Annotated in this window: 11 protein-coding genes and 2 pseudogenes; 6 read left to right on the top strand and 7 right to left on the bottom strand. The window is 72.6% G+C overall.

Annotation, left to right across the window (positions count from 1 at the left end):
* Window positions 1-49 precede the first annotated feature (49 nt).
* From AC6I72_RS32550 to AC6I72_RS32560, 3 genes are all read left to right on the top strand, one after another.
* Window positions 50-787, top strand: a complete 738-nt coding sequence (locus AC6I72_RS32550; protein WP_498005049.1) for an alpha/beta fold hydrolase — start codon at window positions 50-52, stop codon at window positions 785-787.
* 152 nt (window positions 788-939) lie between these two features.
* A complete protein-coding gene (locus AC6I72_RS32555) occupies window positions 940-1,203 on the top strand; it encodes a hypothetical protein (protein WP_498006410.1) in 264 nt (87 codons plus the stop codon).
* Window positions 1,204-1,574: 371 nt separating this feature from the next.
* Window positions 1,575-4,334 (top strand): protein kinase domain-containing protein, encoded by a 2,760-nt coding sequence (locus AC6I72_RS32560; RefSeq protein WP_498005050.1) that lies wholly within the window; start codon window positions 1,575-1,577, stop codon window positions 4,332-4,334.
* On the opposite strand, the pseudogene AC6I72_RS32565 reads toward AC6I72_RS32560, so the two are convergent.
* The 6 genes and pseudogenes from AC6I72_RS32565 to AC6I72_RS32590 form a co-directional block, all read right to left on the bottom strand.
* Window positions 4,316-4,508 (bottom strand): annotated as a pseudogene (locus AC6I72_RS32565) (amidase family protein); the annotation flags it as partial. The gene AC6I72_RS32560 and the pseudogene AC6I72_RS32565 overlap by 19 nt on opposite strands.
* Before the next feature lie 144 nt (window positions 4,509-4,652).
* Window positions 4,653-5,816, bottom strand: coding sequence for a CynX/NimT family MFS transporter (locus AC6I72_RS32570; protein ID WP_498005051.1), 1,164 nt, complete (start codon window positions 5,814-5,816; stop codon window positions 4,653-4,655).
* An 83-nt stretch (window positions 5,817-5,899) separates the two neighbouring features.
* The gene (locus AC6I72_RS32575) at window positions 5,900-6,610 is read right to left on the bottom strand and encodes a FadR/GntR family transcriptional regulator (protein WP_498005052.1); all 711 of its coding nucleotides are present in this window, start codon (window positions 6,608-6,610) and stop codon (window positions 5,900-5,902) included.
* A gap of 271 nt (window positions 6,611-6,881) precedes the next feature.
* A complete protein-coding gene (locus AC6I72_RS32580; RefSeq protein WP_498005053.1) occupies window positions 6,882-7,976 on the bottom strand; it encodes a winged helix DNA-binding domain-containing protein in 1,095 nt (364 codons plus the stop codon).
* 124 nt (window positions 7,977-8,100) lie between these two features.
* Window positions 8,101-8,283, bottom strand: a pseudogene (locus tag AC6I72_RS32585) (aldo/keto reductase); the annotation flags it as partial.
* A 110-nt stretch (window positions 8,284-8,393) separates the two neighbouring features.
* Window positions 8,394-8,816 carry a VOC family protein gene (locus AC6I72_RS32590; protein ID WP_498005054.1) on the bottom strand — a complete coding sequence of 141 codons (423 nt, stop codon included), beginning with the start codon at window positions 8,814-8,816 and terminating at the stop codon, window positions 8,394-8,396.
* A gap of 156 nt (window positions 8,817-8,972) precedes the next feature.
* On the opposite strand from AC6I72_RS32590, the gene AC6I72_RS32595 reads away from it, so the two are divergent.
* Window positions 8,973-9,971, top strand: a complete 999-nt coding sequence (locus tag AC6I72_RS32595) for a helix-turn-helix transcriptional regulator (RefSeq protein WP_498005055.1) — start codon at window positions 8,973-8,975, stop codon at window positions 9,969-9,971.
* 154 nt (window positions 9,972-10,125) lie between these two features.
* Here AC6I72_RS32595 and AC6I72_RS32600 read toward each other — a convergent pair whose 3' ends face one another.
* A complete protein-coding gene (locus AC6I72_RS32600) occupies window positions 10,126-10,710 on the bottom strand; it encodes a CGNR zinc finger domain-containing protein (protein ID WP_498005056.1) in 585 nt (194 codons plus the stop codon).
* Between the two features lie 51 nt (window positions 10,711-10,761).
* Here AC6I72_RS32600 and AC6I72_RS32605 point away from each other — a divergent pair, with 51 nt between their 5' ends.
* Together AC6I72_RS32605 and AC6I72_RS32610 are read left to right on the top strand one after the other, a co-directional pair.
* Entirely contained in the window at window positions 10,762-12,252 is a 1,491-nt protein-coding gene (locus tag AC6I72_RS32605) for an MFS transporter (RefSeq protein ID WP_498005057.1), read from the top strand.
* Window positions 12,253-12,304: 52 nt separating this feature from the next.
* Complete coding sequence (locus tag AC6I72_RS32610) at window positions 12,305-13,426, top strand: epoxide hydrolase family protein (protein ID WP_498005058.1); 1,122 nt, start codon at window positions 12,305-12,307, stop codon at window positions 13,424-13,426.
* Window positions 13,427-13,601 lie beyond the last annotated feature (175 nt).

A 13,601-nucleotide genomic window follows, 5' to 3' on the forward strand; every position in this document is an offset into this window, starting at 1 on the left:
CGGCCACCGCGCCCTCAGTCACCGAATCCCCCGCGCCCAGGAGCACCCCATGACCGCACCCCATCAGCGCACCGTTCCGGTGCGGCCCGGCCTCGACCTCGAAGTGCGCGAGGCCGGCACCAGCGGCAGCCCGGTCCTCGTCCTGCACGGCGGCCCCGGCCCCTCCAGCATCTCGCCCCTGATCGACCACCTGGCACCGGATCACAGGGTGGTCGCGCCCACCCATCCCGGCTGGGACGCCACCGTACGGCCCGACGACCTGGACAGCGTGCCCGCACTCGCCGCTGCCTACCTGGAACTTCTCGGCCGGCTCGGGCTGAACGACGTGACGGTGATCGGCACGTCCTTCGGCGGCTGGGTCGCCACCCAGACCGTCCTGGACGACCGCGAGGGCCGGATCTCCCGGCTCGTCCTCATGGACGCCATCGGCCCCGTCATCCCCGGCCGGCAGATCACCATGCCCGCCGGTCCACCGGCTCCGGCGCCGCAGGGCGGACCGCCCGCACAGGCGATGGCCGCCATGCGTGCCTACGCCGGGCCGGCCATGGCAGATCCCGGCATGCTGCCCCGCCTTCCCACCGTCACCTGCCCGGTACTGGTGATCTGGGGCGCCGACGACGCAGTCGTCACCCCCGACTTCGGCCGCGCTTACGCCGCGGGGTTCCCCCACGCACGATTCGAAATCATCCCCGGCGCAGGACACCTGCCCCTCCGCGAAGAACCCGAGACGGTCTTCACCCATCTCGACTCCTTCCTCACCCACCGAGCCTCGGCCACCGGTCAGTGAACCCCTGCTATCCGGTTCCCCGTCCGCGGGCCGACGCCGGCGTTGTCCTCGGCAGCGGTTGATCACGCTCAGCCGGGGACCGATCCGCGCCCAGGGCGGGGAGCCGACCGGTTCTTCCAGCTACCGGAGACACGATCGCGAAGATCGCGATCATTCTCGGCAGCACCCGCACCGGACGTGCCGGCGCACGCGTCGCACAGTGGGTACTGGAGCAGGCCCGAAAGCGCAGCGACGCCGACCACGACGTGGTCGACCTCGCCGAGGCGGGCCGCCATCGGTTCGACCGACTTGCGCCGCAGTCACACAGGACCCGGCGTTGGCCGAGGGAGCCCGCGATGACGGCGGCGAAGTCCTCCGCACGCCGGTTCTCCGGAGTGTCCTGGTCGATTCCAGGAGGTACTGCTGTGCGGGCATGAGCCGCTCCCATCCGGCACACTGCGCCACCACCCAGACTCCCAGGTCTTCGCCTTGCACGATGACCTCGCCCGCCGCCTCGGGACGAGGGGCGGCGACCCGAACGTGCGCCTGGCACAGCCCGTAGACGCCGGGCTACTACCGCGAGACGATCACGGCGAAGGACTACAGCCATGCGGTGCCCGTCGTCGTCACCCTGGAGCAGTTCCAGGAGCACGGTGCCGACGCGACGCCCTGGCGGAGTCCGGCACCGTCACCGGAAAGGCCGTCCTCCACCCGTAGTTCCCGCCCCGCGTCCGCCGACCGCGCCCCGCCCGCCGGGTAGATTGACGGAGGAAGCAGCACGGACGACGGCGCTTGGGGGAGCACGGAGATGGAGAACGGCGCGGTCCTCGGAGGGCGTTACACCCTGCGCGAACGGATCGGCGCCGGAGGCATGGGCGTCGTGTGGCGGGCCACGGACGCGCGGCTCGGCCGACAGGTCGCCGTGAAGCTGCTGAGCGTGCCAGCGGGTCTGGCCGGCGAGGAACGGGCGCGGTTCCTCGGCATGTTCGCCCGCGAGGCGCACGCCGCCGCCGCGCTGGAGAGTTCCTACATCGTCCCCGTCTTCGACCACAGCGCCCACGGCGACGTGCCCTACCTGGTGATGCCGCTGCTGTCCGGGCGCACCCTGCGCGAACTCCTCGACGCGTACGGCCCGATGGAGCCCGTACGGGCGGCGGAGACCGCGGCGCAGGTGTGCCGGGCCCTGGCTGCGGCCCACCGCGCGGGCATCGTGCACCGCGACATCAAACCGCCGAACGTGATGGTCACCGGCGAAGGAACCGTCAAGGTACTGGACTTCGGCGTCGCGAAGTTCGTCGACGCCCGGACCGGAGCCGGATACTTGACTGCGACCGCGGACGCGCCCGTCGGCACTCTGCACTACATGGCACCCGAGCGGTTCACGCGCGGAGCGGACACGGGCGCGGGCGACCTGTACTCGCTGGGCTGCACGCTGTACGAGACGCTGACCGGGACCACCCCGTTCACCGGCGCCTCAGCGGCCGTCCTGATGTACAGCCATCTGCACGAGGAGGTACGGCGCCCCTCCGAGCTGCGGAGCGGACTCGGCTCCGCCTGGGACGAGTTGCTGCTGCGGCTGCTGTCGAAGGACCCGGCGGACCGGCCGGACGCGACGGCCGCCGCGACGGCGCTCGACGCGCTGGCCCGCCCCGCCCCGGAGGCGGCGCGGCCCCCGGAGACCACGCCCACGACGGTCCCGGACGCCGCCGCCCCGCCCGCCGGGGCCCCGCCTGCCACCACCACCTCCTACCACCTCATGCCGCCCCGGCGCGCCGACCCCGCACCGGTCCCGTCCGGCCGCCGTCGCACCCTGTGGCTGACGGCCACGGCGGCCGTCGTCGCGGGCGCCCTCGCCGCCACGCTCGCCGTCATCCAGCCGTGGCGGGGCACGGGCGGCGGCGGTGCGGGGGCCGGCGGCGGCTTCGACGGCACAGCCGGCACCGTGGCGCCCGCCGCGCACCCCCAGACCCTCACCGAGGGCACGGCCGCGGACTCCCGGGGCCCGGCCCCGGCGGTGAACGGCGCCCGGCGCGGCGGGCGGGTCGCGGTCGTGGAGTCCTTCCTCACCACGGTCGACCCGGGCAACGCCCAGGCCGCGGGCGACGTCAGACTGATCCAGCTCGCCTACCGCGGCCTCACCGGCCTGAAGCCGCTGCCGGACGGCCGCATGCGCCTCGTCGGCGACCTCGCCGACGGTCCGGGCAAGGTGAGCGACGGCGGCCGCACGTGGACGTTCCACCTGAAGCCGGGGCTGCGCTACGACACCGGCGAACCGGTGCGGGCCGATGACTTCGCCCACGCGGTGGAACGCACCCTCGACCCGGCGTTCAGCACCAACGACGACCTGATGCGCCGACGGCTGCTCGGCCTGTCGGGCGCCGAGCGGATGAGCGGTGCCACGCTGCCCGCCGGGGCGATCAGCACCCCGGACGACCGCACGGTGGTCTTCCATCTGGCCGCGCCCTGCGCCGACTTCGGCGTCGCCCTCACCGGCCCGTCCGGGGTGCCGGTGCCCCGCTCCTGGACCGGGAAGCCGCCCGCGGCGCAGGCACCACCCACCACCGGGCCGTACCGGATCACGAAGGCGGCCCTCCCGGGTGGCAAGGGCACGGTCGAGCTGGCGCGCAACCCGCGCTGGCAGCCGGACAGCGACCCGCTGCGCACGGCGTACCCCGACCGGTTCACGGTCGAGAGCACCGGTGACGCCTCCACCACCGGAAGGACCCTGCTGTCGCTGGCGGAGTCGGGCCTGCCGGTGATGACCTTCACCGGCGGCCCGCTGGGCCGGGACAGCGTTCCGGCGGACGCGCGTCTGCGGACCCTCACGGCCCCGGCGTGGTACGCGCGGAGCTACTTCGTCAACACCCGGCGCCTGACCGACCCGGCCGTCCGCGAGGCCGTCGCCACCGCGATCCCCGCCGGGCAGGTGCTGCGCGCCTCGGGGGTGTCGGGGACGGTCACCCACCATCTGCTGCCGCCGGGCGTCGTGGGCTCCCAGGACTTCGACGTGTACGGGGCGGGGGACGACGGCGACCCGGCCGCGGCCCGCGCCCTGCTCGACCGGGCCGGGCAGACCGGCAGGAAACTGACGGTGGCCTACCGGTCGGACCAGTTCCACGGCGCGGGCCAGGCCGACGTCGTGCGACAGGCCCTGGAGAAGGCCGGGTTCGCGGTCACCCTGCTCGCCGTGGCACCCGAGAAGTTCTACCAGGAGACGGCCGCGTACGACGTGTTCGGCTCCGAGGCCGTCACTGCCTCCCTCCCCGTCGGCTCGTCCCTGCTGCCGGACTACTTCAGCGCGCACAGCGCCCAGGGTCTCGGGCACGTCAACTGGTCCCGGCTCGCGGACGCGGGCGTCGACGCGGCCGTCGACCACGCCGACGAGGCCCCGGACATCCGTACCGCCGGAGCCCGTTGGGCGGCCGTCGACCGCCGCGTGATGGAGCGGGCCGCGGCGGTCCCGGTCTACGTCCCGACGCTCGCCTTCCCCGTGTCGAAGTCCCTGCACGGGCTCCAGACCGACGGCTACGGGGTGTCGGCCCTGCGCGCCTACGTGGACGGCAGGTAGCGGGGCGGCCGCCGGACGGCCGGCCGGTGCTCCACGGCCCCTCCCGGCGACAGCAGTTGGGTGTCCCGGTGGTCACCGGCCTTCAGGAGCAGCCCGACCGGGAGTTCGCCCACGAATCCGGCGGGCGGACGGGGACGGGCAGCCGGTGACGGCGGCCGGGGTGGAGGACGGGATCGAGGCTGCACGGCCGGCAGGCGCCGAGCACAAGAGGGGATCGGCGGCCTCACCGGTGTGTGCACCTGGCGGTGATGGCCGTCAGGACGTGCTGGATGAGGGTCTGGGGATTCACCCGGCCGGGCTTCGGGCAGGGCGTCCGTGTCAGCCGGCGGGCCGGCCTACGTGGCGGTCCTGTCCCGCTCCGTGTCCGGCGACTGCTGTGGCGACGCCGAGGACGGCCAGGACGGCGAGCGGCAGTGTCCAGCTGTGCGTGGCGTCGTGCAGGATGCCGAGGAGGAGAGGTCCGGCCGCCGCCACGAGGTAGCCGATGGACTGTGCCATGCCCGCCAGTGCGGCGGCTTCGCCGGGACTGCCTGCCCGCTGGCTCTGGAAGGTCAGCGCCAGGACGAGGCTCGCGCCGCCGCCGAGGCCGAGCAGAGTGCACGCCACGACGGGCAGCCCGGGCGCGGCGACCAGGACGGTGAATCCGCCCGCCACGAGGGCCGAGGCCCCGGCCGCCGTCCACCGCTGGTCGTGCCGGCCCCGGGTGAGCAGGGGCAGAAGGCTGCTGGCCGCCAGGGACACCACCTGGTAGTAGAACAGCATCCAGCCGGCCGTGGTGCTGCTCGTGCCGCGGTCGATCAGGATGCTGGGCAGCCACGCGACGGCGGTGTAGAAGGCCAGGGATTGCAGGCCCATGAAGAAGGTGACCTGCCAGGCGAGCCGCGACCGCCAGGGGACCGGGCTGTGCGTCCCGCCGGTGGACGCCTGTGGCTCGTCCCCCCGCATACGGGGCAGCCAGGCCAGGAACGCCGCGACGGTGAAGACGACCCCCCAGGCCAGCGCGGTGTACCAGGATCCCGGCACGGTGTGGGCCAGCGGCGCGGAGATCCCGGAGGAGACCGCGGCCATGAGGCCCATGACGGTCACGTAGAGTGCGCTGACGCCCTGGATACGGTGCGCGGGCACGCTGCGCCTGATCAGTGCGGGCAGCAGCACGTTGCCGAACGCGATGGCCGCGGAGAGGATCACCGTACCGGCGAACAGGCAGACCACCGAGGGGAGGGAACGGACCACCGTGCCCACGGCCAGCACCCCGAGCGACGCCACCAGCAGGCGGGCGCTGCCCCACCGGTGGGAGGCCCGGGCGACCAGCGGCGAGGTCGCGGCGAACGTCAGCAGCGGGAGGGTGCTCAGCAACCCGCCCCAGCTCGACGTCAGGCCGCTGCCACGTTCGATCTCCGGCAGGAGCGTGCCGACGCCGGTGAGGGTGGTGCGCAGGTTCGCCGCCACGAGACAGATCGCGACGACGAGTCCGACCGACACAGCAGGCGGGGCAGGGGCGGTTCGGCCGGCGTGCGTCGACCGGGGGGCGGAGTGACGTGGGGACACGGAGGAGGACCGAGCAGTCACTGTTCCTCACCTGCTCCGGACCGGTCGCTCTCGTGGTCACGGGTGCACCGGACGATCGCTGCTGCCGCCTCGCGGGCCCCGTTCGCGTCCCGGGCCTCGATCGCGGCGACCAGCCGCCGGTGCAGGCGCGCGTGTTCCTCGGCGTGCGCGGCGTCCCAGGGCAGGCCGCCCAGGGACGAGGTGAGCGCCGTACCGAGGTGGTCGTACACCTCGATCAGCAGGTCGTTCCCGCTCGCCCGGACCACGGCCCGGTGGAACAGCGCGTCGACGCTCCCGGCCGCGGCCGTGTCCTGGCTGACGCTGGCCGCATCGGCGTCGGCCAGCAGCTCCCGCAGTTCTTGAAGCTGTTCCTCGTCGCGGCGCAGCGCCGCGGCTCCCGAGGCGTACTCCTCCAATACGGTCCGCAGCTCCAATACGTTGTCCCGCTTCGCGGAACTCGCCCGCCGCACCATGACCGACTGCAGCTCACTCGCGGAACGCACATAGGTTCCGTCCCCGGCCCGGGGCTCCAGCAGGCCAAGGTGCACCAACGCACCGATCGCCTCCCGCAGCGTGCTGCGTCCGACCCCGAGTTCCTCGATCAGGGCCTGCTCCGGTGGGATGCGCGTCCCCACCGGCCAGCCCCCTGCCTCGATGTGTGAGCGAAGACTCTCCACGAGTTGCGCGGACAGGCTGGTCGCCCGTCGCGGTGCACTGATCCGATCCATGGAGCACACCCTATACAAACATCAGACATTTGAACATCATGCCTCTGTGTGCGCCATGCCATGCCGAAGGCGGTCGGCACCTCGGGCCGCCGGCCGGAGCGACTCCGGTCGGCTGCGTACGGGGGTGAACGGGACGACGCCCCTGACCCCGCTGCGCCCGGCCCGGTGCGCACGGTGCCGGCCGCGGAGTACCGGGTGTGGGTCCACGTGCGAGCCGACGAGCACGGTGGGCGAAGGGTCCCGCCACGCCGGGATCTGGAGCGGGTGATCGTCAGTTTCCGGTGTCGAGTCGGATGTGCTCGATGCCGTTGTCCAGGAAGGTGGTCAGGTTCTGGGCTTCGGCGTGAACGGCTTCCTGTTCCAGGGCGGTGAGGGGGCGCAGGGAGCTGATGTGGAGCTGGTGGTTGCGCACGGTCCAGGTGGCGGTGACGCGCCCGTCGACGAGGACCATGCGGTGGCCGGCGACGGACAGACCGCGGTGGGGGGCGTCGATGATGCGGCTGCGGTCGTGGTAGCCGAGGACGGCGTTGTCGAAGGCCGGCAGGAACCGGACAGGGGCCGGGGTGTCGGGGTGGGGGCGAGGTGCGTCGGGCAGATCGAGCAGTTCGCGGCCGCGTTCGTCACGGAAGACGACGAGTTCTTCTCGGGCGGCTTCGACGGCGGCGGGAAGTCCGGCGAGGCCGCACCAGGCGCGTAGGTCCGCGCCGGCGGCGGGCCCGTAGGCGGCGAGGTAGCGGCGCAACAACTGCTGCCCGACGGGATCGCTGTCCCCGGCGGGCAGGGGGTCGATGTCCCGTTGCAGCCAGGTGGCCAACGGCAGGTTGCGTACGCCGGCGGTCTGCTGCCAGAGGCCGCGGGGCGGGAGTTGGGCCATGGGGATGAGGGCTGCGACGAGCAGCTCGCCCAGGACACGGCGTGGTGGGCCGGGCCAGCGGTCTTCGAGGGCTTGGACGAGCTCTCTCATGGTGCGGGGCTGCTGGTCGGCCATGACCGCGCGGCCGGCTGCGGCGACCTCGTCCAAGTCGATTCCGGCCAGTTCGCGCCGGTAGGTGCCCAGCACTCGCCGGCGCAGCATGGTGTCGTGGCGGCTCCGCCAGGCGAGCGCGTCGTCGGAGGTGACGAGGTGGACGGTGCGGCGCATCAGGTGGGTGCGCACCACGGTGCGGCCGGTCAGCGCGTCGTCCAGCAGTCCGGGCTTGAAGTCGGCCAGGCGGGACCACAGTCCGATGAACGGTTCCTGGGGCTCTTGAGCCTGCAGGCCGCACAGGTGGGACACCGCCTCGGGCGCGGATGTGTCGCTGCGCGTGAGCAGGTGCTGGCGGGCGAGGGTGGCGCGGTTGAGGGCGCGGCTGTCGAGGACGGTCATGACGTTCTCAGACTGCTGCCCGCTCGTGGAGCGGGCGTCGGCGCAGGTCCGTGCGGGTGAGGGAGGGGGGTGTGCGGGAGACGTCCAGAGGGCTGATGTCGGTGCCGGGCGGGACGATCGCGTCGATCTCCTCGGTCTCGCTGCAGCCGTAGACGTCGGCGGTGTCGACGAGGTTGATGCCCGCGTCGAGAGCCCGGTGGATCATGCGCACACAGTCTTCGTGATCCGGATTGCCCGTCTTGCCGAACACCATGGTGCCCAGGCAGCAGGCGCTGACTTCGATGCCGGTCCGTTCCAGCTTCCGCATCCGCACGGTGACCTGTTTCCTTCCGCTGCTGTACGTGTTCGGGGCCCGCGCCGTCCGGGCCGCCCGTGTGGCTGTGGCGGCCCGCGGCGCAGGCGTGTCAGTCGGCCGGCTCAGCCGTTGTACGGGGCGGTGACGTCCAGGACCCAGGTGACGCCGAAGCGGTCGGTGAGCATGCCGTACAGCGGCGCCCACTGTGCGGGCTCCAGCGCACGCACGACGGTCGAGCCCTCGGCGAGCCTGGCCCACAGGGCGCTGATCTCCTCGGCGTCGTCACCGCGCACGGAGACGAAGAACGGGTTCTCGCCCTGGTTCCAGGGCAGCTGCGAGGGTACGTCGTAGGCCATGACGTGGAAGCCGTTGTCGCCGGCCACCTCGCCCCACATCACCCACTCCGCCTCGCTCTCGTTCTGCACGGCGCCCGCGTCCTTATAGGTGACCGCGGCCGTACGTCCGCCGAAGACGGACTGGTAGAAGTCCAGCGCTTCCCGTGCAGCGCCCCGGAAGTTCAGGTGAGTGGTGGTCGTGACGGACATGACCTGCTCCTTGCCTCGATGTGACACATACGCCGTCGGCCGTCCGAGCCCTGACGACTGCCGTGACCAGGAGCGATGCCTCCCGAACGGCTCGTGTGCCAGCATGGCGGAGGTAGAGGACAGGTCGTGTCCTCTACTGCGGGAAGAATGGATCTCATGCAGAAGACCTCTTCCCGGCTGCTCGCGCTGCTCTCGCTGCTTCAGACGCACCGTGACTGGTCCGGCGAGGCTCTCGCCCAGCGTCTCGACATCACCCCCCGCACCGTGCGGCGTGACATCGACCGCCTGCGCGAACTCGGCTACCCGATCACGACCGTCAAGGGGCCGGCCGGCGGCTACCGGCTGGACGCCGGCACTCACCTGCCACCCATGCTGTTCGACGACGGCCAGGCCGTCGCCCTGGCCGTCGCCCTGCAGACCGCAGCCACCGGCACCCCCGTCGCCGAGGACGCCACCCGCGCCCTGGCCACCCTCCGCCAGGTCATGCCACCCCGCCTACGCCACCGCATCGACCTGCTGCGCATCACCGCCGTCCCACCGCCCGCGCCCCGCGACACCCCCCAGGTCGGCACTCAGGCCCTGGTGGACCTGAGCCGCGCCATCCACGCCTGCGAGGAACTGCGCTTCGACTACACCACCGGTCCAAGCGCCCCGGCCGATGACGTCCGCCACGTACAGCCCCGCCATTTGGTCACCTGGCGTCATCGCTGGTACCTCGTGGCCTGGGACCTCGACCGCGAGGACTGGCGCACCTTCCGCGTCGACCGCATCCGGCCCCGAACCCCCACCGGCCCCCGCTTCACCCCGCGCGAACTCCCCGGCGGCAACGTCTCCGCCTTCATCACCAGCCGGTTCCGCGGCAACGACGGCACCACCACCGAATGGCCCTGCCAAGGCGAAGTCGTCCTCCACCTCCCGGCCGCCGACGTCGCACCCTTCGCCCAGGACGGAGTCGTCGAGGAACTCAGCCCCCACCACTGCCGGCTCACCCTCGGCTCCTGGTCATGGACCGGACTCGCCGCCGCCATCGGCCGCTTCGACACCGATATCGAAGTCATCGGCCCACCGCCACTGGCCACCGCGTTCGCAGACCTCGCCGCCCGCTACGCCCAGGCTGCACGCACCGCAGGACCAGAGACAGGCCGGGCGTGGTGAGAGCGGCGACTTCGAGCGGGAGCGGTTGTACCGAGCACACCGGCAGTCCGTTCTGAGCGTGGCGCTGCTTGCCGCCGGCGGCAGGCAGCACGGAGCCTGGGACGGAGTACAGCATGCGTTCACCCAGGCATGGCGCAGGGTCAGGTGCCGGCGCTCACCGCGGGCCGCGCCGGCTCCGGTAGGCCGCGACGCTGGCCCGGTGTGCGCAGGTTCGGGTGCAGTACTGCTTCGAGCCGTTGCGCGAGAGGTCCACGAAAGTGGCCCGGCAGGTCGGCCCGGCACATACGCCGAGACGAGCGGGACCGAGCGTGGCGATCACGGAGGCCAGTGCGCTGAGCGTGGTCGCGGCAAGGTGCGCCGAGCAGCGGTCGGTGTCGGAGGTCACCTCGGTCCACCAGCGGTCGTCCTCGTGGCGCAGTACGGGGGTGGCGCGGCAGCGACGCAGACCGTCGTTGATCAGAGCCGCGGCTTCGGCCGCGTCCGTGTTCGCCCGTTCGAGCACCTCACGCACCGTCTCGCGCACCGCACGGACTTCCGCCAGGTCGGCGCGGGTGAGCTGCCGCGGACCGGTCCCTTGGTTCGCGGCCCGATTCGGAGGCTCAGCCGCGGGATGGTCGTCGAGGAAGTCCCGGAGCTGCTCCACGGTCTCGAGCGCGTCCTCTCCCCTGATCGGCCTCAAGGTGTTGGCCAGGTCGACGGCCGTCTGGATCGCCCATGGGCTGTGATACGCATCCTGCATTTGACGTGTCTCCTCACTGCTCCGTAACGTTACACCCAAAGGAGGCTTAGCATGTCACAGCATGCCCAGCAGGGGACGACGCCGCAGGGGACGACGCCGCAGGCGACCCCGTCCGGAGGGGCCCCGGCGCCGGAGCGGGCCGACGCCCCGGACGGGCGTCGGCTGGGGCTGACTTCGGGGATGCTGGTACTGCCGATGTATGTGGCACTGGGAGCGCCCTCGGTGGCCCTGCCGGCCATCGGCCGCGCACTCGCGGTGCCGTTCGGGGCCACCGCATGGATTCTCGCCGCGTGGTCGCTGACCTCCGCGCTCGCGATGCCGGTCGCGGGTCGGCTGCTGGTCCGGTGGAGCCCCTTCCAGGTCCTCGTCGCCGGGGTCGTGGCGCTCGCCGCGGGCTCCGCGCTCGCCGGAGCCGGGCCGACACTGTCCGTCGTGATCGTGGGCCGGCTGATCGGCGGGGCCGGGGCGGGCGCGACCGTGATCGCCGTCTTTGCCGCGGCCACCGCCCTTCCCGGACGGCAACGGATCCGTGCCCTGGGAATCATCGCGGCCGCCGGCGCGACGGCGTCGGGGTGCGGGACACTGTTGGGCGGGGCGGTGACCGCATGGCTCGGGTGGCGTGCCGTGCTCGCGATCCCGGTCCTCGCGCTGCCCCTCCTGCTCGCCGCGTTGCCGAGTAGGCGCGCGCTGACGCGGAGCGGCAGCGGCAGCGGCAGCGGCAGCGGCAGCGGCAGCGGCGAGCGAAACGGCTCGACCGGGCGACTCGACATCGTCGGCGCGGCCGTGCTGTCGGTACTCGCCGGCTCCTTGATCACGTTGCTGCAGGCGCACTCGGTCGGCCTGCCCGCTCCGGTCACGCTCGTCGTGGCTGCCGCCGGGGCGCTCGCCGCCGTGGGACTGTGGTGGCGCGTACGGAGCACGCCCGACGGGTTCGTGCCCCGGCGGGTGATCGCATCCCGCGGCTTCCTGGCGGCCGGCGTCGTCGGCGGGACCGTCTTCGCCGGCTACTACGGGGTGCTGTTCCGCGCCCCGTCCCTGATCGAGCAGGCCACGGGCGGTGGCCCCCTGGAAGCGGGCGTGCTCCTGGTCCCGGCCGCCGCCTGCTCGGTGCTGGCCGGGCGGCTGGTCGGCACCTTGACCGACCGGTTCACCGGCTGGCAGGTGTCGGCCGGGCTTGCGGCACTCACCGTCGCCGGCGTGCTCGTGGTCGCGTTCTTCACCGGGCCGATCCTGATCGTCGTCGGCACCGCGTTGACCGTGTGCGGGTTCGCCGGCGCCCAAGCCGTACTGGTGAACCTCGCGCCGGACCTGGTCGCCGCGGACGACCGCGACACCGCACAGAGCCTGCTCAACTTCATGAACGCCCTCGGTGGCGGGATCGGTCCGGCCGCTGTCGCGGGTCTGTCCGGCATCGTGCCGGTGCCGGTGGCCCTCGCCGTACTCGCGGCACTCCCCCTGGCCGGACTCGTCCTCAGCCTGACCCGGCGCCCCACCGCGGACCGCCGTCCCGAACCCGACGCCACGCGTGGGCGCCCACGATGACGGTCCACCTGCATCTGATCCGCCAGCGCCTTGACCAGTAGGGAGCCTTGCCATGTCCGCCGAGCCGTTCGAGGTCAGCATCACCGAAGCCGAGATCGCGGACCTGCGTGAACGATTGCGACGGACGCGGTGGCCCGAGCGCGAGCCGGTGGACGACTGGTCACAGGGTTTGCCGCTGGCGTACGCGCAGGAGCTCTGCCGCAGTTGGGCCGAGGACTACGACTTCGGGTTCGCCGAGCGGCTGAACGTGTTCCCTCAGTACCGCGACACGATCGACGGACTGGGCATCCACTTCCTGCACGTCCGCTCGCCGGAGCCGGACGCGTTCCCGCTCGTGCTCACGCACGGGTGGCCGGGTTCGGTGCTCGAGTTCCTGGAGGTCCTCGTCCCGCTGACCGACCCGCGCGCGCACGGCGGCGACCCGGCGGACGCGTTCCACGTGGTCGCGCCGTCGTTGCCCGGGTACGGCTGGAGTGACAAGCCGTCGACGACCGGGTGGGGCGTCACTCGCACCGCGCGCGCCTGGGACACGTTGATGGTCTCGCTGGGTTACGACCGGTACGGCGCGCAGGGCGGTGACTGGGGTTCGGCGGTGTCCGCGGCGCTGGGCGAGGTGGCGCCCGAGCGGGTCGCCGGCGTGCACCTGAACCTGGGATCCGTGGCGGCGGGCGCGTTCGACGACCCGACGCCCGCGGAGCTGGCGAATCTCGAGGCCGAGAAGGAGATGCGGCGCACCGGCCGGGGATACTCGGCGATCCAGGCGACCCGGCCGCAGACGCTCGGCTACGGCCTCACCGACTCCCCGGCGGGGCAGGCCGCCTGGATCGCCGAGAAGTTCTGGGCGTGGACGGACAACGACGGCCATCCCGAGGACGCGTTGTCACGGCAGACGATCCTCGACGAGATCTCGGTCTACTGGTTCACCGCGTCGGCCACGTCGTCGGCGCGCCTGTACTGGGAGAGCTTCGCCAACTTCCGGGACAAGGTGACCGCGCCATCCGGGCTGTCGGTCTACCCGCGCGACATCACCCGCCCGTCGAGGCGGGAGGCCGAGCTGCGGTTCACCGACCTGCGCTGGTTCGAGGAACTGCCGCATGGTGGCCACTTCGCCGCGCTGGAACAGCCGGAGTCGCTGGTCAAGCAGGTGCGCGGGTTCTTCCGCCTGTTCCGCTGACTATCCGTGCCACCCCCTGGGAAGCCCGCGCCCAGGGGATGGGCCTGTCCGTCCCCCGGGTTACCGGCACATCACGTGGTGGGGCGGTGCAATGGGCGAACGTCGCCCGGCTCGCCGGCGCACGGATGCGCTTGGCGCGGTCCGATCCACCGCCGGCAGTCCGTCCGCTGCTCCA

Source organism: Streptomyces sp. Xyl84 (assembly GCF_059731885.1).